This is a genomic window from Streptomyces sp. GSL17-111, assembly GCF_037911585.1.
Classification (GTDB): domain Bacteria; phylum Actinomycetota; class Actinomycetes; order Streptomycetales; family Streptomycetaceae; genus Streptomyces.
The window spans coordinates 3,893,605-3,918,358 of record NZ_JBAJNS010000001.1 but is presented as its reverse complement, the minus strand read 5'-3'; the positions used below and the strand labels follow the sequence as shown (position 1 = coordinate 3,918,358).

The 24,754-nt window shown below is 73.9% G+C and carries 19 protein-coding genes and 1 tRNA gene; 10 read left to right on the top strand and 10 right to left on the bottom strand.

Features of this window, described 5'->3' with window-relative positions:
• Window positions 1-23: 23 nt before the first annotated feature.
• Complete coding sequence (locus tag V6D49_RS17470) at window positions 24-1,916, bottom strand: N-6 DNA methylase (RefSeq protein WP_340560882.1); 1,893 nt, start codon at window positions 1,914-1,916, stop codon at window positions 24-26.
• Between the two features lie 198 nt (window positions 1,917-2,114).
• Between V6D49_RS17470 and V6D49_RS17465 the strand changes: the two genes are divergently transcribed.
• Window positions 2,115-2,711, top strand: a complete 597-nt coding sequence (locus V6D49_RS17465; RefSeq protein ID WP_340560881.1) for a DUF4352 domain-containing protein — start codon at window positions 2,115-2,117, stop codon at window positions 2,709-2,711.
• A 102-nt stretch (window positions 2,712-2,813) separates the two neighbouring features.
• Here V6D49_RS17465 and mfd read toward each other — a convergent pair whose 3' ends face one another.
• The 5 genes from mfd to V6D49_RS17440 all read right to left on the bottom strand — a co-directional run bounded on the left by mfd (window position 2,814) and on the right by V6D49_RS17440 (window position 11,147).
• Entirely contained in the window at window positions 2,814-6,356 is a 3,543-nt protein-coding gene (gene mfd / locus V6D49_RS17460) for a transcription-repair coupling factor (protein ID WP_340560880.1), read from the bottom strand.
• 204 nt (window positions 6,357-6,560) lie between these two features.
• Window positions 6,561-9,143 carry an ABC transporter permease gene (locus V6D49_RS17455; protein ID WP_340560878.1) on the bottom strand — a complete coding sequence of 861 codons (2,583 nt, stop codon included), beginning with the start codon at window positions 9,141-9,143 and terminating at the stop codon, window positions 6,561-6,563.
• The gene (locus tag V6D49_RS17450) at window positions 9,140-9,928 is read right to left on the bottom strand and encodes an ABC transporter ATP-binding protein (RefSeq protein WP_340560875.1); all 789 of its coding nucleotides are present in this window, start codon (window positions 9,926-9,928) and stop codon (window positions 9,140-9,142) included. Before V6D49_RS17450 ends, V6D49_RS17455 begins: the two co-directional genes overlap by 4 nt.
• A gap of 329 nt (window positions 9,929-10,257) precedes the next feature.
• A tRNA-Gln gene (locus V6D49_RS17445) sits at window positions 10,258-10,329 on the bottom strand.
• Window positions 10,330-10,340: 11 nt separating this feature from the next.
• Window positions 10,341-11,147, bottom strand: coding sequence for a hypothetical protein (locus tag V6D49_RS17440; RefSeq protein WP_340560874.1), 807 nt, complete (start codon window positions 11,145-11,147; stop codon window positions 10,341-10,343).
• A 175-nt stretch (window positions 11,148-11,322) separates the two neighbouring features.
• Between V6D49_RS17440 and V6D49_RS17435 the strand changes: the two genes are divergently transcribed.
• Window positions 11,323-12,663: a sensor histidine kinase gene (locus V6D49_RS17435; RefSeq protein ID WP_340560873.1), complete on the top strand. Its 1,341-nt coding sequence runs from the start codon at window positions 11,323-11,325 to the stop codon at window positions 12,661-12,663.
• Between the two features lie 63 nt (window positions 12,664-12,726).
• Here the strand turns inward: V6D49_RS17435 and V6D49_RS17430 are convergent, their stop codons facing one another.
• Window positions 12,727-13,221: an SUKH-3 domain-containing protein gene (locus V6D49_RS17430; protein WP_340560872.1), complete on the bottom strand. Its 495-nt coding sequence runs from the start codon at window positions 13,219-13,221 to the stop codon at window positions 12,727-12,729.
• Complete coding sequence (locus tag V6D49_RS17425; protein WP_340560871.1) at window positions 13,221-13,745, bottom strand: YwqJ-related putative deaminase; 525 nt, start codon at window positions 13,743-13,745, stop codon at window positions 13,221-13,223. The genes V6D49_RS17430 and V6D49_RS17425 overlap by 1 nt, the downstream gene beginning before the upstream one ends.
• Before the next feature lie 185 nt (window positions 13,746-13,930).
• On the opposite strand from V6D49_RS17425, the gene V6D49_RS17420 reads away from it, so the two are divergent.
• The 8 genes from V6D49_RS17420 to V6D49_RS17385 all read left to right on the top strand — a co-directional run bounded on the left by V6D49_RS17420 (window position 13,931) and on the right by V6D49_RS17385 (window position 23,009).
• A complete protein-coding gene (locus V6D49_RS17420; protein ID WP_340560869.1) occupies window positions 13,931-14,905 on the top strand; it encodes an SMI1/KNR4 family protein in 975 nt (324 codons plus the stop codon).
• A 5-nt stretch (window positions 14,906-14,910) separates the two neighbouring features.
• Window positions 14,911-17,307, top strand: a complete 2,397-nt coding sequence (locus V6D49_RS17415) for an SUKH-4 family immunity protein (RefSeq protein ID WP_340564103.1) — start codon at window positions 14,911-14,913, stop codon at window positions 17,305-17,307.
• Between the two features lie 97 nt (window positions 17,308-17,404).
• The gene (locus V6D49_RS17410; protein ID WP_340560868.1) at window positions 17,405-18,292 is read left to right on the top strand and encodes a cellulose-binding protein; all 888 of its coding nucleotides are present in this window, start codon (window positions 17,405-17,407) and stop codon (window positions 18,290-18,292) included.
• A gap of 76 nt (window positions 18,293-18,368) precedes the next feature.
• Window positions 18,369-19,847, top strand: coding sequence for a bifunctional UDP-N-acetylglucosamine diphosphorylase/glucosamine-1-phosphate N-acetyltransferase GlmU (glmU, locus tag V6D49_RS17405; protein WP_340560867.1), 1,479 nt, complete (start codon window positions 18,369-18,371; stop codon window positions 19,845-19,847).
• A gap of 136 nt (window positions 19,848-19,983) precedes the next feature.
• On the top strand, window positions 19,984-20,961 hold the full coding sequence (locus V6D49_RS17400) for a ribose-phosphate diphosphokinase (protein ID WP_340560865.1): 978 nt from the start codon (window positions 19,984-19,986) through the stop codon (window positions 20,959-20,961).
• 165 nt (window positions 20,962-21,126) lie between these two features.
• Complete coding sequence (locus V6D49_RS17395) at window positions 21,127-21,714, top strand: 50S ribosomal protein L25/general stress protein Ctc (RefSeq protein WP_340560864.1); 588 nt, start codon at window positions 21,127-21,129, stop codon at window positions 21,712-21,714.
• A 121-nt stretch (window positions 21,715-21,835) separates the two neighbouring features.
• Window positions 21,836-22,429, top strand: coding sequence for an aminoacyl-tRNA hydrolase (gene pth / locus V6D49_RS17390; protein ID WP_340560862.1), 594 nt, complete (start codon window positions 21,836-21,838; stop codon window positions 22,427-22,429).
• Window positions 22,430-22,457: 28 nt separating this feature from the next.
• Window positions 22,458-23,009, top strand: a complete 552-nt coding sequence (locus tag V6D49_RS17385) for a hypothetical protein (RefSeq protein WP_340560860.1) — start codon at window positions 22,458-22,460, stop codon at window positions 23,007-23,009.
• A gap of 21 nt (window positions 23,010-23,030) precedes the next feature.
• Here the strand turns inward: V6D49_RS17385 and V6D49_RS17380 are convergent, their stop codons facing one another.
• Both V6D49_RS17380 and V6D49_RS17375 read right to left on the bottom strand, forming a co-directional pair.
• Window positions 23,031-23,708: a TetR family transcriptional regulator gene (locus V6D49_RS17380; protein ID WP_445330649.1), complete on the bottom strand. Its 678-nt coding sequence runs from the start codon at window positions 23,706-23,708 to the stop codon at window positions 23,031-23,033.
• Window positions 23,708-24,742, bottom strand: coding sequence for an acyl-CoA desaturase (locus V6D49_RS17375; protein WP_340560858.1), 1,035 nt, complete (start codon window positions 24,740-24,742; stop codon window positions 23,708-23,710). Before V6D49_RS17375 ends, V6D49_RS17380 begins: the two co-directional genes overlap by 1 nt.
• Window positions 24,743-24,754 lie beyond the last annotated feature (12 nt).

The window sequence follows — 24,754 nt, the reverse complement described above, 5'->3', positions numbered from 1 at the left end:
GTCCACGGGCCCGGCCGCCGCCGTCAGCCGGGCGGCCGGGCGGTGCCCTCGGCGAGCGCGTCGTACAGACCCTGCACCAGCCGCTCGCCCAACTCCCCGGCGAGCCGCAGCGCCGCCTCGAAGGCGGCGAGGCGGCGGAAGTGCTCGCCGTAGGGGCGCTGCGCCTCCAGGGGGAGCCGGGGGACGCGCAGCCGCCGCACGTCGAGGCGGGAGGCCGTCGAGGCGTAGCTGCTGGCCTGCCGGGTGTTGGCGGTCGAGCGCAGGAAGCCGGCGAGGAACCACGGGTCCAGCGCGGCGGGCTCGGGGCGCAGCAGGTACAGCGGCTTGGCCAGCGTCTCCCCGGCCCGGTCCGGCTCGACGACGAACGCGGCGCCCCGGCCCTGGACGGGAATGACGACGTCGCCCTCGCGCGTCACGACGGGCTCCCCCTCCGCGCCGCCCGCCCGGACCTCCACGGCGCCGCCGCGCACCAACTCGCCCACGGTGGTGAGGGTCCAGCGCGCCCCGCCGTCCACCACGGGCCCGGGGGCGGGTGCGAGGTCGAGGGTGCGGCGCAGCGTGCGCTCCAGTTCCCCGCCGACGTCGGCGAGGCCCTGGGCGTCGGCGGTGCCCCCGACGGGCGGCAGGTGCCGGGCGGGGGCCAGGTCGACGTCGTCGTCGAGCAGGTCGATGACGGAGCGCGTTCCGCACACGCCGGGCTCCTCCGGCACCGGGCGGCCCGCGTCGAAGGCCCGCCAGGCCGTGCGGACGGTCGCGTGCAGCTCGTCCCACGGCAGCGGTTCGCGGCCGGTGGCCCGGTGGTGGGTCCCGGCGTCGACCAGGAGCAGCCGGGGGTCCGCCGCGCCGGACCCGCCGGGGGCCCGCAGCACCCACAGGTGCAGCGGCAGGCTGTGCGGCGGCGCGGCCCCGGCGGGCAGCGCGACGACGGCGCGCAGCGCGCCCCGGCGCAGCAGCGTGGCCCGCACGCGCCGGCCGGTGCGGCGCGAGGCGGCGGCGGGCGGCATCAGCAGCACCGCCGTGCCGCCGGGCCGCAGCCGGGCCAGGGCGTGCTGCACCCAGGCGAGTTCGGACTCGGTGCGGGCGGGCAGGCCGTACTCCCAGCGCGGGTCGTAGACCAGCTCGTCGTGGCCCCAGTTGCGCTCGTTGAACGGCGGGTGGCACAGGACGGCGTCCACGCCCGGCTGTTCGCCCAGCGGCGTGCGCAGCGCGTCCTCGTCCCGGATGTGCACGGCGGACGGCGGCGGGGTGCCGCACAGCGTCAGGCGCAGGGCGGCCAGCCGGGCGAGCGCGGGGTCGCTCTCCTGCCCGTACAGCTCGACGGCGGCGTCGGCCCCGGGGGTCGCGCGCAGGGCGGCGGCCAGGAGCTCGCCGGAGCCGCAGGCGGGGTCGAGGACGGTGGTCGCGGGGCCGGCGAGCGCGGCCATGAGGTCGGCGGCGGGCGGCGGGGTGAGGGTGTAGGCGCGGGGGTTGGCGTCGAAGTAGCGGGCGAGCAGGAAGGCGAAGGCGTCGGCGGCGCCGGACTCCTCGGCGAGGGCGTCCAGTTCGCGCGTCGCGTCGGCCTCCTCGGCCGTGGCGCCGCCCTTCGCCGCGCCGCGTGCTCGGTCGCCGGCCGGCCCGGCGTGCCGCAGGAGGTGCTCCCCGGCGCGGGCCAGGGCGCCCGCCGCGCCGTCCGGATCGGCCTCGACGCGCTGCCACACACGCTCCCGCAGGGGCACCTCGGCCAGCTTGCCCTGGGCCCGCAGCCACGCCTCGACCTCGGCCAGCGCGAAGGTCGGGCTCGTCTCGGTGCCGCCCACGGGCCGGGGGAAGTGCGGGTAGCGGCGGCGCCAGTTGCTGACGGCGGCACGTCCCACCCCGGCCAGCCGGGCGATCCCGGCCGCCGTCACCTCGGGCACGTCCGGCGGGCTCTGCGACACGTCAGCGGCCTCTCTCACGTCCTGGCTGCGGTCGGTCGAGCATACCCGGCCGACGGCTCCATGGAACGGTTCACTCGGTGAACATCACCATGCATGTGAACCGTGTTGACTCGATTCACAGTCTCTGTTGTTATTGACCCACCGGTTCACAGCGCACCGCGCTGACACAGACCGTCACCGATTTCGAGGGGTACAGCCATGTCCGTGAACAGCATCCGCACCCGTACGCTCGTCGCCGCCGTGACCACCGCCGTCCTCGCCGTCGGCGGCCTGACCGCCTGCGGCCCGGAGGAGCCCACCAAGGAGACGTCCGCCGGCCAGGACGCGCAGGCCGACGCCGGGGACAACGCCGGGGACGAGGGCGGGGACGCGGGCCAGGACACGGACAAGGAGGACGGCGGCGGGGCCTACGCCGCCGGGGACACCGCCGTCTACGACAGCGGGCTCAAGATCACCGTCTCCGGGGCCGAGACCTACCAGCCGGACGAGTACGCCGTCGGCCACACCGAGGGCAACACGGCCCACCAGGTCACCATCACCCTGGAGAACACCGGTGAGGAGAACGTCTCCGCCGACCTCATCATGGTCAGCGCCCGCGCCGGCGAGGACGGCACGGCCGCCGAGGAGATCTACGACGACACCGTCGGCGGCGGCTTCACCGGCGAGCTGCTGCCCGGCAAGAAGGCCACCGCCCAGTACGCGTTCGACGCCCCGGCCGACGCCGACGTGCTCGACCTGGAGGTCGAACTGATCGACTTCACCACCGCCCCCGCCCAGTGGAGCCTGGAGCTCTGAGGCCCGGCACCCGCCCCTCCCCCGGCCGGAGGGCGTCTGAAACCCCCGCAGGCGCCCTCCGCCGCGCGCCCCCGGACATACCCGCCCGGGGGCGCGCGGCCGTCAGGAGCCGAGCACCGCCACCAGGAACTCGCCCGTCCAGGCCAGCAGTTCCCGGCCCACCACGGGCTTGCCGCCGATACCGGCCGGCTTCGGACGCGGCACCAGCACCTGCCCGGCCGACGCCTTCACCACCGAACCCGGGTAGAGCCGCTTCAGCCGCAGCTCCTGCGACTCCCGCAGCTCCACCGGCGCGAAGCGGATCCTGTTGCCCTGCAAGGTGACGTCCGTGACGCCGCACGAGCGGGCCAGCATCCGCAGCCCCGCCACCAGCAGCAGGTTCTCCACCGGCTCCGGCAGCGGACCGTAGCGGTCAGTCAGCTCCTCCCGCACCGCCGCGACGTCCTCCTCGGAGTTCGCCGCCGCGATCGACCGGTAGGCCTGGAGCCGCAGCCGCTCGCCCGGCGCGTAGTCGTGCGGCACGTGCGCGTCCACCGGCAGCTCGATCTTCACCTCCAGCGGCGGGGCCTCCTGCTCGCCGCCGCCCTCCATCGACGCCCGGAAGTCCGCGACGGCCTCGCCCACCATCCGCACGTACAGGTCGAAGCCCACCCCGGCGATGTGCCCGGACTGCTCACCGCCCAGCAGATTGCCCGCGCCGCGGATCTCCAGGTCCTTCATCGCCACGTACATGCCCGCGCCCATCTCGGTGTGCTGGGCGATCGTCGCCAACCGCTCGTGCGCCGTCTCCGTCAGCGGCTTCTCCGGCGGGTACAGGAAGTACGCGTACCCCCGCTCCCGCCCCCGGCCCACCCGGCCGCGCAGCTGGTGCAGCTGCGACAGACCGAACGTGTCGCCCCGCTCCACGATCAGCGTGTTCGCGTTGGAGATGTCGATGCCCGACTCCACGATCGTCGTCGAGACGAGCACGTCGAACTTCTTCTCCCAGAAGTCGACGACCACCTGCTCCAGCGCCGCCTCCGACATCTGCCCGTGCGCCGTCGCGATCCGCGCCTCCGGCACCGCCGCCCGCAGCCGCGCCGCCGCCCGGTCGATCGACTCCACCCGGTTGTGGATGTAGAAGACCTGCCCCTCGCGCAGCAGCTCCCGACGGACCGCCGCACCGATCTGCCGCTCCTCGTACGGGCCCACGAACGTCAGCACCGGATGCCGCTCCTCCGGCGGCGTGGTGATCGTCGACATCTCCCGGATGCCCGTCACCGCCATCTCCAGCGTGCGCGGGATCGGCGTCGCCGACATCGTCAGGACGTCCACGTTCGCCCGCAGCTTCTTCAGCTGCTCCTTGTGCTCGACGCCGAAGCGCTGCTCCTCGTCGACGATGACGAGCCCCAGGTCCTTGAACTTCGTCTCCGAGGAGAACAGCCGGTGCGTGCCGATGACGAGGTCCACCGAGCCGTCCCGCAGCCCCTCCAGGACGGCCTTCGCCTCCGTCTCCGTCTGGAACCGGGACAGCGCCTTCACCGAGACCGGGAACTGACCGTACCGCTCGGTGAAGGTCCCGAGGTGCTGCTGCACCAGCAGCGTCGTCGGGACGAGGACGGCGACCTGCTTGCCGTCCTGCACCGCCTTGAACGCCGCCCGCACCGCGATCTCCGTCTTGCCGTAGCCGACGTCGCCGCAGATCAGCCGGTCCATCGGGGACGGCTTCTCCATGTCGGCCTTCACCTCACCGATCGTGGTGAGCTGGTCGGGCGTCTCGGCGTACGGGAAGGCGTCCTCCAGCTCCCGCTGCCACGGCGTGTCCGCCCCGAAGGCGTGCCCCGGCGCCGACATGCGCGCCGAGTACAGCTTGATCAGGTCGGCCGCGATCTCCTTGACCGCCTTCTTCGCCCGCGCCTTCGTCTTCGTCCAGTCCGCGCCGCCCAGCCGGTGCAGCGACGGCGCCTCACCGCCGACGTACTTGGTGACCTGCTCCAGCTGGTCCGTCGGCACGAACAGCCGGTCCCCCGGCTGCCCGCGCTTGGCGGGCGCGTACTCGACCAGCAGGTACTCGCGCGTGGCGCCCTGCACCGTGCGCTGCACCATCTCCACGTACCGGCCCACACCGTGCTGCTCGTGCACGATGTAGTCGCCCGGACTCAGCGTCAGCGGGTCGATCGTCTTGCGGCGGCGCGCCGGCATCCGCGACGCCTCCCGCCCGGCCGCCTTCTGACCGGTCAGGTCCGTCTCCGTCAGCACCGCGAGCTTCAGCTCCGGCGCGAGAAAACCGTGCTCCAGCGAGCCGCACGAGACCTGCACCAGGGACGGCACCAGCTCCGCGAGCTCCTCGTCGAGGCGCGCCGCGACACCCTCGCCGCCCAGCACCTCCACCGTGCGGGCCGCCGGGCCGTGCCCCTCCGTCAGGTACACGCACCGCCAGCCCTCCGCCAGCCAGCCCTTGGTGTCCGCCAGCGCCCGCGCCGTGTCCCCCCGGTAGGACTCCGCCGCCCGCAGCCCCAACCGGATCGAGTCCTCCTCGAACTCCTCCAGCCCCGCGCCCGCCGAGAACGGCGACACCGACCACCACAGCATGCCCAGCTCACGCGCCCGCTCCCGGACGTCGGCGATGGACCACAGGGACGCCGCGCCGACGTCCACCGGCGCCTGCCCGCCCCCGGCGCTCGCCGCCCACGACGCCTCCAGGAACTCCCGGCTCGTCGCCACCAGGTCCGCCGCCCGCGTCCGCACCCGCTCCGGGTCGCACACCACCGCCATGCTGCCCTCCGGCAACACGTCCAGCAGCAGCTCCATCTCGTCCACCAGGACCGGGGCGAGCGACTCCATACCCTCCACGGCGATGCCCTCGGCCACCTTGTCCAGCAGCTCGCCCAGCTCCGGGTGGGCCCGCGCCAACTCCGCCGCCCGCTCCCGGACGTCCTCGGTCAGCAGCAGCTCCCGGCACGGCGGCGCCCACAGCCCGTGCTCCGCCACCTCCAGCGACCGCTGGTCGGCCACCTTGAAGTACCGGATCTCCTCGACGTCGTCGCCCCAGAACTCGACCCGCAGCGGATGCTCCTCGGTGGGCGGGAAGACGTCGAGGATGCCGCCGCGCACCGCGAACTCGCCCCGCTTCTCCACCAGCTCCACGCGCGCGTACGCGGCGGCGGCCAGCCCGTCCACGATTCCCTGCAGATCCGCCGACTCGCCCGTGCGCAGACTGACCGGGACCAGCTCCCCCAAGCCCTTGACCTGCGGCTGGAGCACCGAGCGGATCGGTGCCACCACCACCTGGACCGGGCCCGTGCCCGGCTCGCGCGGGTCCGGGTGGGCGAGCCGCCGCAGCACCGCCAGCCGTCGGCCCACCGTGTCGCTGCGCGGCGACAGCCGCTCGTGCGGCAGCGTCTCCCACGCCGGGAACTCCGCCACGCCGTCCGGCGGCAGCAGCGACCGCAGGGCCGCCGCCAGGTCCTCCGCCTCCCGCCCCGTGGCCGTCACCGCCAGCAGCGGACCCTTCGCACGGCGCGCCAGCGCCGCCACCGCGAGCGGGCGCGCGGCGGGCGGACCCACCAGGTCCACCTCGCGGCGGGAGGCGGCCCCGGCGGCCTCGACCGCCTCGCGCAGCCCCGCGTCGGCAACGACGGCATCAAGCAGACCGGACAGGCTCATGGGGTGGGTACTTCCGTCCTCGGACAACACGAAGGGCCCGACACGCAAGCGGGCCGGGGCTGCCCAGCGTACGCGCTCGGGCTGACACCGGCCCCCGCACACCGCCGGACGGACGCCGTCGACGGGAGCGCCCGCAGGTCGCGGACGCCCCCGTCGACGGGACCGTGACGGTGCCGGGGCCGCACGCGCCCCCGGCACCCGGCGTCACTCCGTCGCGATCGCCTTCAGGACGTTCATCCGGCCCGCCCGGAACGCCGGCAGCAGCGCGGCCACCAGCCCGACGACCGCCGCCCCCAGGAAGACCCCGCCGATCGTCACCCAGGGGATCTCCAGCGTCCGCAGGCCCTCCAGCGCCAGCAGCCGCTGACCGGCCACCCCCCAGGCCAGCCCCAGGCCCAGCCCCAGCAACGCGCCGAACAGAGCGATCACCACCGACTCCAGCCGCACCATCCGGCGCAACTGCCGCCGCGAGAGCCCCACGGCCCGCAGCAGGCCGATCTCCCGCGTCCGCTCCACCACCGACAGCGCCAGCGTGTTCACCACGCCCAGCACCGCCACGATGATCGCCAGCGCCAGCAGCCCGTAGACCATGTTGAGCAACTGGCCGACCTGGTCCTCCAGCAGCTGCTTGTAGGCCGCCTGGTCCCGCACCTCGTACTGCGGATAGCGCTCCAGCTCCGCCTTCAGCGCCGCGTACGCCGCGCTCTCCTGCCCCTCGACGGCCGTCCCGAGCATCAGCGTGTTCAGGGGCATCCGCTCGGCCGGCACGAACTCCTCGGCGGTGCGCAGCCCGACGTACATCACGCCCTGGTCGATCATCGCCTCGGCCGACGTCACCGCGCGGATCTCCAGCTCACCGCTCCGGCCGCCGGGGAACGCCACCCCCAGCCGATCGCCCACCGCGAGCCCGTGCGCGTCGGCGAACTCCTCGCCCACCGACATGCCGCCCGGCTCGAAGGCGCCCGCCAGCTCGCCCGCGACCGTCTCCGCCCGCACGTCCCGCGCGTACGTCGGCGAGGCGGCGGAGACGGAGCCGCGCGCCGTGCCGCCGTCCGGCAGCGTGAGCGTCAGCTCGTCCAGGGAGCGGTACTCCGTGACGTGCGCCAGCTCCGGCACGTCCTTCAGCGACTCCGCGACCTGCGGCGTGAGCGGCTGACCGGCCATGCTGCTGACGATGAAGTCCGCGCCGACCGTGCGGTCCACCTCCGCCCGGCCCGAGGCGACCATCGACGAACCCACCACCGACAGCCCCGCCACCAGCGCCAGCCCGATCATCAGCGCCGCCGCCGTCGCGCCCGTGCGCCGGGGGTTGCGCAACGCGTTGCGCTCCGCCAGCCGCCCCACCGGACCCCACACCCGCAGCACCACGACCGACAGCGCCCGCACCACGACCCGCGCCAGCAGCGGGCCCACCAGCACGAACCCCAGCAGCGTCAACAGCACCCCGACCGACAGGTACAACGCCCCCGGACCGGCCTCCTCGGCCCCCGCCGCGCCCACCAGAGCCGCCGCACCCGCGCCCGTCAGCGCCACACCGGCCACCGCGCGCAGCCGTCCCGAGCGGCCGTCCGCGGACACCCCCGCGTCCCGCAGCGCCGCCATCGGCGACACCCGCCCCGCACGCCGGGCCGGCAGCCACGCCGCCAGCAGCGTCACGACCACGCCCAGCACCACGCCGACCACCGGCGTCGTCCAGCCGATCGTCAGGTCGTCCGTGCTCAGGGTCATCCCCAGCAGGCCCATCAGTCGCATCAGCCCCACGGCGACCCCCACGCCCGCCGCGACACCCAGCACGGACCCCACGACGCCGAGGAGCAGCGCCTCGATCACCACCGAACGCCCCACCTGCCGACGGTCCGCGCCGATCGCCCGCATCAGCCCCAGCTCACGCGTACGCTGCGCCACGAGCATCGAGAACGTGTTGACGATGAGGAACACGCCCACCAGCAGGGCGATCCCCGCGAAGCCCAGCAACGCGTACTTCATGACGTCCAGGAAGGAGCCGATGTCCTCCGTGTTCCGCTCGGCGGACTCCGCCGCCGTGAGCACCGACAGCTCCTCGCCGACGGCGGCCCGCACGTTCCTCTTCAGCAGCTCGTCCGTCACGCCGTCGGCCGCCAGCACGGCCACCGACGTGAACACCTCGCCGCCGCCGAGCAGCCGCTCCTGCACGACACCGGTCTCGTAGTACAGGGCCGCCGCACCGGGGTTCGTCACCTGCCACGTCGCGATCCCCACCACCCGGGAGGTGAACTCGCCGAAGGCCGAGACGGTGCGCAGCTCGTCGCCCAGCCCGATGCCGTGCTTCTCCGCCGTGTCGGAGTCGACCATCACCTCGTCCGGTCCGCGCGGCGGGTGACCGGCGGTCACCTTCATCGCGCGCCGGTCCAGCTCCGTCCAGTTGGCCGCGATCGTCGGCGCGCCCGTCGTCGGACCGATGTTCTCGTCCTCGGCGTCGACGACCGTCACGGCCATGGTGCCCGCGACGCCGAACGCCTCCCCGGCCCCCTCCACCGCACCGGCCCGCTCCACGAGCGAGGCCGGCAGCGTCTCGGGGCGGCCCGTCGAGGGCAGTTCCCCACCGCCCGACCCGCCGTCGCCGCCCGGCTCGATGGTCACGTCGGCCGCCGTGTCCCCGAAGAGCTTGTCGAACGTGCTGTTCATGGTGTCGGTGAAGACCAGCGTGCCGCAGACGAACGCGACCGACAGCACCACCGCGAGACCGGACAGCATCATCCGGCCCTTGTGCGCGAAGAAGTTGCGCAACGACGTCCGGACGATCGTCATGACACCCGCCCGAGGGTGTCGAAGGCCTTCATCCGGTCCAGCACCGTCTCGGCCGTGGGCCGCAGCATCTCGTCCACCAGCCGGCCGTCCGCCAGGTACAGCACACGGTCCGCGTAGGCCGCCGCCACCGGGTCGTGCGTGACCATCACCATCGTCTGCCCCAGCTCGTCCACCGAGCGGCGCAGGAACCCGAGGATCTCCGCCCCCGCCCGGGAGTCGAGATTGCCCGTCGGCTCGTCGCCGAAGATGATGTCCGGGCGCGCCGCCAGGGCCCGGGCCACCGCGACCCGCTGCTGCTGACCGCCCGACAGCTCGCTCGGACGGTGCCGCAGCCGCTGCCGCAGCCCCACCGTCTCCACCACCCGGTCCAGCCACGCCCGGTCGGGTCTGCGACCCGCGATGTCCATGGGCAGCGTGATGTTCTCCAGCGCGCTGAGCGTCGGCAGCAGGTTGAACGACTGGAAGACGAAGCCGATGTGGTCGCGGCGCAGCCGCGTCAGCCGCTTCTCCTTCAGCCCTGTGATCTCGGTGTCCCCCACCCGGATCTGCCCCGACGTGACGGTGTCCAGACCGGCCAGACAGTGCATCAGCGTCGACTTGCCGGAGCCGGAGGGGCCCATGATCGCGGTGAAGGCGCCACGTGCGATGTCCACGTCCACCCGGTCCAGCGCGACGACCCGCGTCTCCCCCGAGCCGTATGCCTTGACGACCTGTCGCGCCTGTGCCGCGACGGCCGTTCCCCCTCCGGCGTCTCCCGCCCTGGGATTCGCTACAGCCGTGGTCACGGTGTTCTCCTCGTGTCAGGTGGTGCACGTGAACGGCCCGCTCATCGGGCCGTGTCGAGCCTCGTACAGGGCGGGGCGCGCCGCGATGGTGGCAGTCGGTCTGTCGACCGGGGGAACACCCCACCCCCCGCATACCGCCCACGGTAGGAACGGACCGTCTCCGCCCTCTTCGTGCGGAAGGACGAGCCCCTCCCCGGTCGGACCCCACCCCGCCCCTTAGGGGAACCGTCGCCCCTCCCCCTACGTCAGGTGCAACCCCGGCCCCGGGCCTGGGAACACGCGGAACGCGAAAAGGGCCCCGGTCGACGACCGGGGCCCTGCGCGAAACGCTCCCCCGCCAGGACTCGAACCTGAACTTACATATCCAAAGTATGCAGTGCTGCCTATTACACCACGGGGGACTACATAATTCTCAATTCGGACATTCGCCAGGAGTGGCCGAACTGACGCCCTCCACTATGCCGTACCACCAGCCCTCGATGCGACGGTAAAGATCGACTCCTTGCACGACGCCGACCACGAAGCAGCCGCGGTAATCGCCCGTCGTGTTCTTGCGCACGGTCTTGGGGTTGTGCTTCTTGAGCGTCGTCTTGCTCAGCGCCGTGACGTCCACCTGCGCCACCTCGGCCCAGTACCGCTCGGCCTCCGCCACATCCGCGCTCTCGTGAATCATCACCCGGAGCCGAAGCTGGTCGCCCCGGACGCCGAGGAGCGCCAACCAGGCCAGGAAGACGCGGATCACACCCGGGTCACTGTTGACGAACACAACACGCTCACGAACGGCCCAGGGCTTGCTCTTCTCACCCTCGGCCCAGTACAGCCCCACGCCGAGGAGCAGCAGCTCCCGGTCCGTGAGCTCGCCGATCTCACCGGCCGCCGCCGCCCGCGTGGCCCGGCGCAGGGCGGCCGTCCGCTCGCGGTGGGGAGCCCAGCGGGCCTCCCGCATCCGGTGCAGCCGGTCCAGGTCCGGCGGGGGCTTCGGGAGGTCGCGGACCCACAGGGAGACCGAGCTCCTGGAGACGCCCAGCTCGGCGGCGATCTCCGCGTAGCGGCGGCCTGCGCGGCGCAGTCGGCGCGCCTCCTCCCACAGGTGCGCCTTCGCGTTCGGATGACGGCGCACGGGCGGGCCGGCCGGGGGTGGGGAGGTCGGCGCCCCCGACGGCTCGACAGGTGGCTCGCCGGGCGGTTCGGTGGACGGGTGTTCGGGTTCCGGGCTCATGTACACAGCGTGACGGACGCGGCACGGCCACGCGTCGAAAAGCCGGCCACCTCACCGGATCGAGCGAGGAATGAAGCACTCCGCTTCGACTCGGCGTGCGGGGGCGCGAACGCGCAGGTGACCCGCCTCGGGCGCCGTCGGGAAATGGGTGGCGGTGGGTCTTAGGGTGGGCGGTATGACCGAGTCGGGGGCTGAGGCGTCGCGGGGGCGACGGACCGGGCCGTTGTGGTGGGGGCGCCCGCGGAGCGCCGTGCTGGACGTCACGCTGGGTGTCGTCTCGGCCGTGGAGTGCGCGGCGGAGGGCGTGCCGTTCGCGGCGGAGACCGGTGTCCCGGTCGTGCTGGCGATGCTGCTGGGGGTGGTGGCGGGCGGTTCGCTCGTCCTCCGTCGCCGGTACCCGATCGCCGTGGTGCTGGTGGCCGTCGCGGTGATGCCCGCGCAGATGGGGTTCGTTCTGGGGACGGTGGGGCTGTACACCCTCGCGGCCACGGACGTGCCGCGGCGGATCATCGCCCTGCTGGCCGGAATGATGATCGTCGGCGGTTTCGTCGTCTCGTACCTGAGCTTCCTGCCCGGCGGCTCGGAGGACGACGTGCCGGGGCCGTGGTGGTTCCTCCTGCTGCTGGCGGCGCTGCTCGCGGTGGTGCTGACGCTGCCGCCGGTGCTGCTCGGCCTGTACGTGGGCGCGCGGCGACGGCTGGTGGACGCGTTGCGGGAGCGGGCGGACGGCCTGCAGCGGGAGTTGTCGCTGCTGGCGGAACGCGCGGAGGAGCGCGCGGAGTGGGCGCGGGGCGAGGAGCGCACCCGGATCGCCCGGGAGATGCACGACGTGGTGGCCCACCGGGTGAGCCTGATGGTGGTGCACGCGGCGGCGTTGCAGGCGGTGGCGCTGAAGGATCCGGCGAAGGCGTCGAAGAACGCGGCCCTGGTGGGGGACATGGGGCGGCAGGCGCTGTCGGAGCTGCGGACGATGCTGGGCGTGCTGCGGGCGCACGAGGAGGACGGCGGCCCGCAGGGCGGTGCGGCGCGCGCGGCCGGTGAGCGTCCGCTGGAGCGGGTGGCGCAGTTCGCGGCGGCTGCGGCGGAGCGGGACGCCCGGCTGCGGGACGAGGAGCCGGACGGGCCCCGGCTCGGCGAACTGGAGCAGTTGGTGGGGCAGTCCCGGGCGGCGGGGATGGCGGTGGAGCTGTCGGTCGAGGGGGAGGTGCGCGCGTACGCGGCGGTGGTGGAGCGCACGGCGTTCCGGGTGGTGCAGGAGGCGCTGACGAACGTCCACAAGCACGCGGCGGGGGCACGGACGCGGGTGCGGCTGGCGCACCGGGGGGCCGAGGTGGCGGTCCAGGTGGAGAACGCGGCTCCGGCGGCGGGGGTGGCGGACGCCGGGCTGCCGAGCGGGGGGAACGGCCTGGTCGGGATGCGGGAGCGGGTGACGGCGCTGGGCGGCGGCTTCGTGTCGGGCCCGACGGCGGCGGGTGGTTTCCGGGTCTCGGCGGTGATTCCGGAGCGGCCGCGCTGAGCGTGTGCCGTACCCGCGCGACCGGAGCACGGGGCGTCGGGCCACGGGCGTCGGGGCGCGGGGTCAGTTCGGGGGGTACTCCAGGCGCTGCGGCCGGGTTCCGGTGACGAGCGTGGCGAGCGCGGAGTCGACGTTCGGGCCGAGGTACCAGTCGGCGCTGTGGTCGAGGCTGTAGACGCGGCCCGCCTCGTCGATGGCCAGGAGTGCGGTGGGTTCGCCGTGGTGGCCCTCCTCGCTGCCGAGCGGGGCGACCTGGGTGTCGAGGGCGCGGCCGAGGTCGGCCAGCGTGCGGGCCCAGTGCAGGCCGCCGACGGGGTCGATGACGGCGGGGGTGGGGGCGATGTGGCGGCCGGGCGCGGTGCCCGCGACCCGGAGGCCGCCGAACTCGGCCCAGGCCTCGACGGCGGCGGGGAACAGCGTGTGGCGGTGGCCGGCCGGGGAGGTGTGGGCGCGCAGGGTGTCGGCCCAGATCTCGGCCTGGCGCATGTCCCAGCGGCCGGGACGCCAGCCGGCGTCGCGCAGGGCGGCGTCGACGGCGACGGGGAATCGTGTGGTCATCAGCGGGAGGTGGCGGTCTCGGCTCGGACGGTGGGGGCGGGTTCGACGGCGTGGACGCCGAAGTGGGCGAGCAGCGCGGCGCAGGAGCGGCAGGGCGGTGCGTACGTGCCGTGCTGCGGGTCGCCCTCTTCGCGGATGCGGCGCGTGGTGATCTTGGCGTGTTTGAGTGCGCGGCGGGCGTCCCCGGCCGTGAAGGGTTTCCGGGCCGCGCGTTTGGAGCGCGCGCTCTCGGCGCCCGTGAGGTAGCGGGACAGCAGGACGGCCTCGGGGCAGTGTCCCGTGTGACGTTCGCGACGCTCGGTGGTGAGGGTGTCCAGGAAGTCCTGGACGAGGGGGTGGTGGCCGGGCCGGTGACCGGCCTTGGCGGCGGCGCAGGTGAGCGTGGTGCCGCGCACGGAGAGGGCGGCGGCCGTGGTGGGCATGATGCCGTCACGGCGGTGCCTCGGTACCGGTGGGGCCGCTCCGGTGCCGTTCGTGCCGCCCCAGCCGATGCGGGGGTCCGATGTGTGGTGTGTCGCGTACATGGTGGTTCCTCCGCATCACGTCCCCCTCGGGTGATCCAGACTTTGCCAAATGTTCTCGCGGTAGCGGAAGTCGGGTTCCGTGTCCGGTGTGTCCCGGATCCGTGACAGGACCAGGTCGGGGTGGGCGCCGGGGGGAGCGCATACGCTGGGGGCCGAGCAGTCGGACGCAGCAGGGAGCACCGCCAATGACGACAGGTCGGCTCGGGCAGGAGGCCGCGCCGCCGAACGCGGCGTACGCGGGGCAGGTCGTGCACTTTCCGGACCCGGTGCGAGCGGCGCGCTTCCCGCAGGGCGTGCGGATGGACGCCTCCGGGTTCCCGGTGTTCGCGCCCTACGCGCGGGCGGCGGCGGAGGTCGCCGAGCCGCCGGAGGGCTTCGGTGTGGACGAGTTGCGGCTGACGGACTACGTCTCGGCGAACGCGGCGCAGCACGCGGCCGGGCACGAGCTGTGGGCGGAGCTGCCGCCGGTGGCGACGCCGCACGGCTGGACGTGGCACCACGTCCCGGGGTCGCGGCGGCTGGAGCTCGTGCCGGTGGAGGTGAAGGCGCTGCTGCGGCACCACGGCGGTCTCGCGACGGCGGCGGTGGACCACGGCAAGCGCGGTACGCGCCCGTTGCAGGAGACGCGTCCGGCGCACTTCGAGGTGCCGCACCCGGTGGCGGTGCCGGAGGAGCAGGTCGTCCAGGTCGAGGAGTTGCTGGGGTACCGGCTGCCGGGCGCGTACCGGTCGTTCCTCAAGGCGGCGGGCGGCTGCGCGCCGGTGGGGGTCGCTCTCGACGCGGAGTTGGGCCTCCTGCTGGACCAGCCGTTCTTCACGGTGCGGGACGAGGCGGCGGTCAACGACCTCGTCTACGTCAACAAGTGCCTGCGGGACCACCTGACGAAGGACTTCCTCGGGATCGCGTTCGTGCACGGCGGCCTGCTGGCCGTGAAGGTGCGGGGCGAGGGCACGGGTTCGGTGTGGTTCTGCGCCTACGACGACGCGCGGGACCGGGACGGCCTGGACGTGCGGGAGCGCGTGAGCGAGCTGCTGTTCCCGTGCGGTGAGGACTTCGACGCGTTCGTGCTGCGGCTGGCGGGGAACCCGCCCGAGTTGGAGACGGTGGCGAACCTGATGGTCGACGGTGGCTTCGCGCGCGCCGTCGCGGTGGAGGGGTGAGCGCGGTGGTGACGTTCGCGCAGGCGCAGGAACGGGCGGAGCGCTGGATCAACGGCGGTGTCCCGGCGTACCAGCACCGGGAGGTGCGGGTACGGGAGTTCGACCTGGGTTTCGTGGCCTGGGCGGAGGACCGGGCGGACGGCCCCCGGGCCGACGGCGGCCGGACGCGGCTGGTGATCGCCCGGGACAGCGGGGAGTCCACGCTGTGGCCGGGGCTTCCGGTGGGTGAGGTGATCCGCCGGTACGAGGAGGAGTACGGCGCCCGGGCGGTGGACGCGCAGCCCGCCCCGGTGCCGCCGCAGCGGGTGGACCTGGAGGCGACGTCGTTCCTGCTGACGCCGCCGGAGTGGCTGCAGGAGGCGGCGGACCGGATGGGCATCCCGGACCGGAGGTCGTCGCAGTCGGGGGCCACCCCGGCGGCCCCGGCGGCGGAGCGCCCGGAACCGGAGGGCGAGCGTCCGGAGCGGCGTCCGGTGGTCGGCGGCTGGGCCGACACCTCCGACTCCGGTGCCGGGGAGTCGATCGCCCCCCCGGCGACGGTCCTGGCGCCGCCACTGAGCGGCAGCGACGACGCGGACGGCGACGCGCCACCGCCCACCGCGCCCGCCGGTGAGGCGCGCACGGAGCTGCTGCCCGAGGGCAGCGCGCTGCCCCGCACGCAGGTGTCCCCGGCGCTCGACGACGGGTCGGCACCGGACGCGCCCCCGCCCGCCACGGCACCGCCCGGTACGCCGCCGCCCGGGGTTCCCGCACCCGGTGGGGCGGAGGGACCGCCGGCCGGGCAGGGCGAGGCCATCGCCTACGCGGCCACGAGCAAGGTGCGGCCGCCGGCGCGTCCCTCCCGCGGCCGGGGTCCGACGGTTCCGCCGCCCCCCGGTGAGCCGGGTGTGCCGGGCGCCGCCCGCAGGCCGCAGGGCGGCACGTCGGGAACGGGCGGCACGTCGGGCGGAGTGGCCGGAGGCTATGTGCCGACGCAGTTGGTGTCGGCGGACGACGTCGCGCAGGCCGGTGATCCGGGTACGCCACCGCCCCCGTCCGGCGCGGACGCCTCGGGGCCCGGCGCCCCGGGCGGCGGCGTCCACCACGCGGCGACGATGCTGGCCGGGCCCTCCGGCCCCCCGAGCCAGGACGGGGGCCGGCCCCCCGCGCCCCCGGCCCCGCCGAACGGGCCGGGCGCGCCCGGTGCTCCGGGTGCTCCGGGTGCTCCGGGTGCTCCGGGTGCTCCGGGTGACGGCATGCACCATGCCGCGACGATGCTGGCCGGTCCGTCCGGCCCCGGGCCCGCCGGACCGGGCGCTCCGCCCCCGCCGCAGCCGCCGCCGAGCCCCTCCGGCGGACCGCACGGACCGCAGGGCGCGCAGCCCGGCGGCCCGCACGGCGGCCCCGGCGGGCAGCAGCCCTACGGCTATCCGCAGCAACCGACGGTGCCGACGGTCGGCCCGGGGTACATGGCGGTGCTGCGCTACCGCGCGCCGGACGGTTCCGAGCAGCAGCTCATCCGGCGGTCCGCGCCGGGGATGCCGCACCCGGAGTGGCAGATCCTCTACGAGCTGCGGGCGATGAACGTGCCGCCGCAGCAGGTGCTGGAGCTGCACACGGAGCTGGAGTCGTGTGACCTGCCGGGTGGTTACTGTGCCCGGATGGTCCGCGAGACGTGGCCGCAGGTGCGGGTGAGCCACACGGCTCCCTACGGCGCCGACCACGGATCGCGGCAGCAGGGCATGCGTCATCTGCTCACCCATCAGGGCGAGTTGCACCAGGTGGCGGACGGTCCGGCGCGCCCGGCACCGGTACGGGCCCCGGTGCAGCCGGTCCCGCAGGCGCCGCCCGTCCCGCCGGAGGGCGTCGGGCACGAGCTGCAGCAGGCGTTCGGCCCGCAGGGCGTGTTCCGCTTCGACCAGCGGGCGGTCTCCCGGCAGGGGGTGCCCGACGTCGTCGCGCGGACGCTGGTCGTGGCCGGACTGCCCACGGAGTTCGGCCCGTTCTTCTGGGCGCAGGCCCAGCCGGGCCGCCCGGTGCCGACGTTGGCGGAGCTGGCCCAGGAGCGGGGCGTGCGGCCGGGCCCGGACGCCGGTTCGTACCTCGTGATGGGCAACGACTTCGGACGTCAGCTGTGCGTGCAGTACGGCACCGCGCACATCGTCGCCGTCCCGTTGGAGGGCCGTGCCGACGGGCAGCCGGCGGCGCCGCAGTTCGTCAACACCGGGCTGCCGGAGCTGGTCCGCTGCCTGGCGATGGCGGGGCGGATGTGGCGGCTGCGGTACGGCCTGACGCCGGACCAGGCGGGCCGCTGGACGGTCGACTTCCAGCAGCAGCTGGCCGCGCTGGACCCGGCGGCGCTCAGCCACCCGGAGAACTGGTGGGCGGTGCTGCTGGAGCAGCTGTGGGACGGCCTGCTGTAGTCCGACGCGCACACACCTGACGCCCTTCGTCCCGGAATGCCGCTCCATGCCGCATCCTGGGGGGACGGACGCGCTCGAGTGGGAGAGGTCTACAAGGATGGCTTCGACGGAGTCACCGCACGGCTTCGACGTCGTACGGGGCCGGGGCTACCGGCCCGCGCAGGTGGACGAGCGGACCTCCGGCCTCCGCCGGGAGATCGCGGAGGCCCGGGAGCGGCTCGACAGGCTGGAGGTCCTCGCCCGGGAGCTGGGCGAGGAGGCGGACCGGCTACGGGCCGTGGTGGCGGCGCTGCCGCCGCCGACGTACGCGTCGCTCGGACCGCGGGCCCAGGCGCTGCTGGCCGAGGTGGAGTCCGAGGGCGAGGCGGTGCGGGACGCCGGGGAGAGCGACGCGGCCCGGCTGCGGGAGGACGCGGAGGCGGCCGCCCGGACACTGCGCGCGGAGGCGGGAGCCGAGGCGGCCCGGGTGCGCGCCGCCGGTGTGGAGGCGGCCGACGCGGTGCTGGTCCGGGCCGGTACCGAGGCGGACGGACTGCGGGACGCGGCCCGCGCGGAGGCGGCCGGACGCCGGGAGGAGGCGGCGGCGCGGCTGCGCGAGGTCACCGAGCACTGCCAGGCCCTGCTGGGCGGCCAGGACCGGGAGCACCGGCAGCGGCGGGAGGCGGCGGAGGCCGCGCTGGCCGCCGAGGCGGCCGAGGTGGATGCCCGAGTGGCGGAGCTGGAGGAGCGCGGCCGGACCGTGCTGGACGCGGCGCGCCGGGAGCAGACGGAGACCGAGCGGGCCGCCGGTGAGACGGAGGACGCGGCGCGGACGGCCGCGGCGGAGACCGTCGCGCGGGCGCGGGCCGAGGAGGAGCGCGTCGAGGCGGAGACGGCGCGGATCCTGCGCGAGCAGGACGGCGCGGCGGACGACCTCCGCGACCACCTCGCGCAGGTGCGTTCCTCGCTGGCCACCCTCACGGGCCGAGGCCACGCACCGGGCTGACGAGGGGGTTCACCGGGGGCGCGGACCTGCGGCGGTATCCTTCGGGTGACATTCACCCGAAGCCGAAGGGCATACCGTGAGCGCCAACCGCCCGGCAGCCGTCGTCGTTCTCGCAGCGGGTGAGGGCACCCGCATGAAGTCGTCGACGCCGAAGGTTCTGCACGACATCTGCGGGCGGTCGCTCGTGGGCCACGTCGTCGCCTCCGCCAAGGAACTGGACCCCGAGCACCTCGTCGTGGTGGTGGGGCACGCACGTGAGCGGGTCTCCGCACACCTGGCCGACCTGGACGGCGCGGTGCGCACGGCGGTGCAGCACGAGCAGAACGGCACGGGGCACGCGGTGCGGATGGCGCTGGAGGAGCTGACGGCCGAGGGCGTCGCCCTGTCCGGGACCGTGCTCGTCACCTGCGGCGACACGCCGCTCCTCACCGGGGAGACGCTGGCGGAGCTGGCGGCGGCGCACGAGGCCGGGGCGCACGCGGTGACGGTGCTGTCCGCGCGGGTGCCGGACGCCACGGGCTACGGCCGCATCGTGCGCGGCGCGGACGGCGAGGTCACGGGGATCGTCGAGCACAAGGACGCCACCGAGGAGCAGCGGGCGATCCGGGAGATCAACTCCGGTGTGTTCGCCTTCGACGCGGCCCTGCTGACGGAGGCGCTCGGCCGGGTGCGCACCGACAACAGCCAGGGTGAGGAGTATCTCACCGACGTCCTCGGCATCCTGCGGGCCGACGGGCACCGGGTGGGCGCGGCCGTGGCGGCCGACCACCGGGAGATCGTCGGCATCAACAACCGGGTGCAGCTGGCGCAGGCGCGCCGCATGCTCAACGACCGGCTCCTGGAGCGGGCGATGCTCGCGGGCGTGACGGTGGTGGACCCGGCGACGACGTGGGTGGACGTCACGGTGACGTTCGAGCCGGACGCGCTGGTGCACCCGGGGACGCAGTTGCTGGGCACGACGCACCTGGCGGAGGGGTGCGAGGTGGGCCCGCAGGCGCGGCTGACGGACACCTCCGTGGGGCCGGGGGCGACGGTCGGCAACACCGTCGCGGTCGGGGCGCGGATCGGGGCGCAGGCCTCGGTGGGGCCCTACGCCTACCTGCGGCCGGGGACGGAGCTGGGACCGAAGGCGAAGGCCGGCACGTACGTGGAGATGAAGAACGCGCGGATCGGCGAGGGTTCGAAGGTGCCGCACCTGTCCTACGTGGGGGACGCCACGATCGGCGATCACACGAACATCGGGGCGGCCAGTGTCTTCGTGAACTACGACGGCGAGGCCAAGCACCACACGACGATCGGCTCGCACTGCAAGACGGGCTCGGACAACATGTTCGTCGCGCCGGTGACCGTCGGGGACGGCGCCTACACGGCGGCCGGTTCGGTGATCACCAAGGACGTGCCGCCGGGTTCGCTGGCCGTCGCACGGGGGCAGCAGCGCAACATCGAGGGCTGGGTGGCCCGCAAGCGGCCGGGCAGCGCGGCGGCGCAGGCGGCCCGCTCGGCGGCCGAGCCGGCGGACGGCTCCGGCGCCGGTGACGGTGACGGCGGCGCATGACCCCGCCCCCGCAGGACAGGACGTGCAGACTCCGCAGAACCCTCAGGAACACCCGCAGAACGGCCGAAAACGAACGGTCCAGGCCGGGGCGTACCGTGATAGGCGCACCACCACCGCAGCTCAAGGAGACACCGCAGTGACCGGGATCAAGACGACCAGCGAGAAGAAGCTGATGCTCTTCTCCGGCCGCGCGCACCCCAGGCTGGCCGAGGAGGTGGCCAGCGAGCTCGGTGTCGACCTGGTCCCGACGAAGGCCATCGACTTCGCGAACGGCGAGATCTACGTCCGTTTCCAGGAGTCCGTGCGCGGCGCCGACTGCTTCCTGATCCAGAGCCACACGGCTCCGATCAACAAGTGGATCATGGAACAGCTCATCATGATCGACGCGCTGAAGCGGGCCTCCGCCCGCAGCATCTCCGTGGTGATCCCGTTCTACGGCTACGCCCGTCAGGACAAGAAGCACCGCGGCCGCGAGCCGATCTCCGCACGGCTGATGGCCGACCTGCTCCAGGCCGCCGGAGCCGACCGCGTCCTGAGCGTCGACCTCCACGCCGACCAGGTGCAGGGCTACTTCGACGGCCCCGTCGACCACCTCTTCGCGCTGCCCATCCTGACCGACTACATCGGCCGCCGGGTGGACCGCGACAAGCTCACGGTCGTCTCCCCCGACGCCGGGCGGGTCCGCGTCGCCGACCGCTGGGCCGACCGGCTCGGCGCGCCGCTGGCCATCGTGCACAAGCGGCGCGACCCGGACGTCGCCAACCAGGTCACCGTGCACGAGGTCGTCGGTGACGTGAAGGGCCGCGTCTGCGTCCTCGTCGACGACATGGTCGACACCGGCGGCACGATCTGCGCGGCGGCCGACGCGCTGTACGCGAACGGCGCCGAGGACGTCATCGTCACCGCGACGCACGGCATCCTCTCCCACCCCGCGCCGGACCGGCTGAAGAACTCCAAGGTGAGCGAGTTCGTGTTCACGAACACGCTGCCCACCCCGGAGGAGCTGGAGATGGACAAGATCACCGTGCTCTCGATGGCCCCGACCATCGCCCGTGCGGTGCGCGAGGTCTTCGAGGACGGCTCCGTCACGAGCCTCTTCGAGGAGCAGAGCTGACCGATTCACGGTGCGGCCTCCCCGCCGGGTACCATCACCTGGTTGCTCGGCGAGGGAGGCCGCACCACGGGTGCGGCGGTCCGTAATCGACGCGCTCTTCGTAGCAGGCCGTTCGTGTGGCCGGGTGACGTGTACAGGTTCACCCCGAAACGAGGAGCGAGTGTCATGGCCGACGTCAAGATTTCCGCGAAGATCCGCAGCGAGTTCGGCAAGGGCGCGTCCCGCCGGCTGCGCGCCCAGGAGCTGGTCCCCGGCGTCATCTACGGCCACGGCGCCGACCCGGTGCACGTCACGCTGCCCGGCTACGACCTGATGATGGCCCTGAAGAACTCGAACGTCCTGATCCACCTGGACGTCGAGGGCAAGAAGGAACTGGTCATCCCCAAGGCCGTGCAGCGCGAGGCCATCCGCGGCTTCCTCGTCCACATCGACCTCCTCACCGTGAAGAAGGGTGAGACGGTCTCCGTCGAGATCCCCGTGCACACCGAGGGCGACCTGGCCCCGGGCCAGCTCATCCTGGAGCACTCGCTGAACGCCCTGCCCGTCGAGGCCGAGGCGACGCACATCCCCGAGTCGGTCACCGTCTCCATCGAGGGCCTGAACGCCGGTGACAGCGTCCTCGCCAAGGACGTGAAGCTCCCCAAGGGCGTCACCCTGGACGTCGAGGGCGACACCACCGTCCTCCAGGTCCTGGCCGCCCAGGCCGAGGAGCCCACCGAGGGCGAGGGCGCCGAGGGCGAGTCGGCGGCGTGACCCGCCGGGCCGGGCGTGCGGCCGACGCGCCGCCGCCCGGCCCGTGGCCGTTCCGCCCCGGTGCCCCCGCCCGGGCCCGTCACCGCAGCCGACCGCAGCCGCAGGGAGCAGCAGGCACGACATGAGCGAGACCACCACCGGCCCCTGGCTCGTCGCCGGCCTCGGCAACCCCGGCCCCGGCTACGCGGGCAACCGGCACAACGTCGGCTTCATGGTCGCCGACCTGCTCGCCGGGCGCATGGGCGCGGCGTTCAAGGCCCACCGCACGCGCGCCCAGGTCGTCGAGGGCCGCATCGGGCCGCCGGGCCCCGGCAGTCGACGCGTCGTCGTGGCCAAGCCGATGACGTACATGAACCTTTCGGGCGGGCCCGTCACCGGGCTGGCCGACTTCTACAAGGTGCCCGTCGAGCGGATCATCGCCGTCCACGACGAGCTGGACATCGACTTCGGGGCGCTGCGGGTGAAGCTGGGCGGCGGGGACAACGGCCACAACGGGCTGAAGTCGATCACCAAGTCGCTCGGCTCCGGCTACCACCGCGTCCGCTTCGGCGTCGGCCGTCCGCCGGGCCGCATGCCGGTGGCCGACTTCGTCCTCAAGGACTTCGGCTCCACCGAGCGCAAGGAGCTGGACTACTTCGTGGACCGCGCGGCCGACGCCGTCGAGTGCCTGGTCCTCGACGGGCTGGCCCGCGCCCAGAACACGTACAACACCTAGGGGACGACGCACGGGGGGCCGCCACAGCATGGCACGGGGGAAGCAGCGGACACCGCGCAAGCAGTCGGTGATCATCAGGGAGCTGCTGCTGGCCTGCCTGTTCATCGTCGTCTGCGTGCCGTTCACCATCGGCTTCGGCCAGATGCTGGGCGCCACTGCCGGAAAGGCGCTGGACTACTACCGGGCGGGCCAGGGCGAGCACGGGGTGCCGGGCTCGGCGGAGGTGACCCGCACCGAGGTCAGGAGCGGCAACAAGAGCAGCTACACCCACTGCTTCGGGACGTTCACGCCGGACGACGGCGGTTTCGCCCGGACGGGTCTGCGCATCCACGCCGCCGACTGCACCCGGGCGGACCTGGACGACGTCCGGCTGGTGGCCGGGGACACCAGCGGCCGGATCGCCGTGGACGACCCCGACGTGATCATCGCCCGGGGCGCCGCCCCCTGGCTCACCGAGGCGGCGTCGGCGCTCATACCGCTGGCGCTGACGCTCGTCTGCGGCGCGCTCTCCCTCGGGGCGCCGTTCGTCGTCTACGGGCTGGTGCTGGAGGCGCTGCGCGATCCCCGGGCGGACGAGTGAGGGCCACCCGCCCCCGACGGGTCACGCCTTGCGGTGGCCGATGAGGCGGGGGTTCTGCTCCAGGCCGTCCAGGCCGTGCCAGGCGAGGTTCACCAGGTGCGCGGCCACCTCGGCCTTCTTGGGCTTGCGGGCGTTCAGCCACCACTGGCCGGTCAGGGCCACCATGCCGACGAGGGCCTGCGCGTAGAGCGGGGCGAGCTTCTCGTCGAAGCCGCGCCCCGTGAACTCCCGACCGAGGATGTCCTCCACCTGGGTGGCGATGTCGCTGATCAGCGAGGCGAAGGTGCCGGTGGTGGAGGCGACGGGCGAGTCGCGCACGAGGATGCGGAACCCGTCGGTGTAGGTGTCGATGTAGTCCAGCAGGGCGAAGGCCGCCTGTTCCAGCAGCTCGCGGGGGTGCCCGCCGGTGAGGGCGCTGGTCACCATGTCGAGGAGCTGGCGCATCTCGCGGTCGACGACGACCGCGTACAGGCCCTCCTTGCCGCCGAAGTGCTCGTAGACCACCGGCTTGGAGACGCCGGCCTTGGCCGCGATCTCCTCCACGGACGTGCCCTCGAACCCCCGTTCGGCGAAGAGCCTGCGCCCGATGTCGAGGAGTTGCTCCCGGCGCTCCTTCCCGGTCATGCGTCGTCGTGCACGCCGGGAGGGAGCGTCGGGCAGGTGCTGGGAGATGCGGTCATCGGTCGCCACAGCGACCATCATGCCGCGTCGGCGTGGCTCCGCTCGCGGCGGGAGGCCCGGGGGTCCTCCGAGCGCTTCGCGGCCAGGCGGCTCTCCTGCGGCCAGCGGACGTCGTAGGCCCAGCCGAGCTTCTCGAACCACCGGATGATGCGGGCGCTGGAGTCGATCTGGCCGCGCTGCACACCGTGCCGGGCGCTGGTCGGGTCGGCGTGGTGCAGGTTGTGCCACGACTCGCCGCAGGACAGGACGGCCAGCCACCAGACGTTGCCCGAGCGGTCGCGCGACGTGAACGGGCGCTTGCCCACGGCGTGGCAGATGGAGTTGATGGACCAGGTGACGTGGTGCAGCAGCGCCACGCGGACCAGGGAGCCCCAGAAGAACGCGGTCAGCGCGCCCTGCCAGGACCAGGTGACCAGGCCGCCGACGAGCGCGGGCAGCAGGAGCGAGACGGTCGTCCACAGGACGAACTGGCGGGAGACGGCACGCAGCGCCGGGTCCTTGATCAGGTCGGGCGCGTACTTCTGCTGCGAGGTCTGCTCGGTGTCGAACATCCAGCCGATGTGGGCCCACCACAGGCCCTTCATCAGGGCGGGCACGGTCTCGCCGTAGCGCCACGGGGAGTGCGGGTCTCCCTCGGCGTCGGAGAACTTGTGGTGCTTGCGGTGGTCGGCGACCCAGCGGACCAGCGGGCCCTCCACGGCCATGGACCCGGCGACGGCGAGCGCGATGCGCAGCGGCCGCTTCGCCTTGAAGGAGCCGTGGGTGAAGTAGCGGTGGAAGCCGATGGTGATGCCGTGGCAGCCCAGGAAGTACATGAAGACCATCAGGCCCAGGTCCAGCCAGCTGACACCCCACCCCCAGGTGAGGGGGACGGCGGCGACGAGGGCCAGGAACGGCACGGCGATGAAGAGCAGCAGCGTGATCTGCTCCACGGTGCGGCGCTCGTCACCCCCGAGGGTGCCCAGGGGGGCCGGCTGATCGTTGGCGGGTGTACGGGGAGCTGGGGCGGTGCTGTCGACGGCGCCGTCGATCAGTTCTGGTGTCGTCGTCATCTACGTCCTTGT

Coding starts and splice junctions, on each gene's coding strand:
- V6D49_RS17385 (WP_340560860.1), top strand. CDS start 22,458: ATGGCACGGGGGAAGCAGCGGACACCGCGCAAGCAGTCGGTGATCATC.
- V6D49_RS17465 (WP_340560881.1), top strand. CDS start 2,115: ATGTCCGTGAACAGCATCCGCACCCGTACGCTCGTCGCCGCCGTGACC.
- V6D49_RS17375 (WP_340560858.1), bottom strand. CDS start 24,742: ATGACGACGACACCAGAACTGATCGACGGCGCCGTCGACAGCACCGCC.
- V6D49_RS17435 (WP_340560873.1), top strand. CDS start 11,323: ATGACCGAGTCGGGGGCTGAGGCGTCGCGGGGGCGACGGACCGGGCCG.
- V6D49_RS17395 (WP_340560864.1), top strand. CDS start 21,127: ATGGCCGACGTCAAGATTTCCGCGAAGATCCGCAGCGAGTTCGGCAAG.
- pth (WP_340560862.1), top strand. CDS start 21,836: ATGAGCGAGACCACCACCGGCCCCTGGCTCGTCGCCGGCCTCGGCAAC.
- V6D49_RS17380 (WP_445330649.1), bottom strand. CDS start 23,708: ATGGTCGCTGTGGCGACCGATGACCGCATCTCCCAGCACCTGCCCGAC.
- V6D49_RS17410 (WP_340560868.1), top strand. CDS start 17,405: ATGGCTTCGACGGAGTCACCGCACGGCTTCGACGTCGTACGGGGCCGG.
- V6D49_RS17455 (WP_340560878.1), bottom strand. CDS start 9,143: ATGACGATCGTCCGGACGTCGTTGCGCAACTTCTTCGCGCACAAGGGC.
- mfd (WP_340560880.1), bottom strand. CDS start 6,356: ATGAGCCTGTCCGGTCTGCTTGATGCCGTCGTTGCCGACGCGGGGCTG.
- V6D49_RS17430 (WP_340560872.1), bottom strand. CDS start 13,221: ATGACCACACGATTCCCCGTCGCCGTCGACGCCGCCCTGCGCGACGCC.
- V6D49_RS17420 (WP_340560869.1), top strand. CDS start 13,931: ATGACGACAGGTCGGCTCGGGCAGGAGGCCGCGCCGCCGAACGCGGCG.
- V6D49_RS17440 (WP_340560874.1), bottom strand. CDS start 11,147: ATGAGCCCGGAACCCGAACACCCGTCCACCGAACCGCCCGGCGAGCCA.
- V6D49_RS17425 (WP_340560871.1), bottom strand. CDS start 13,745: ATGTACGCGACACACCACACATCGGACCCCCGCATCGGCTGGGGCGGC.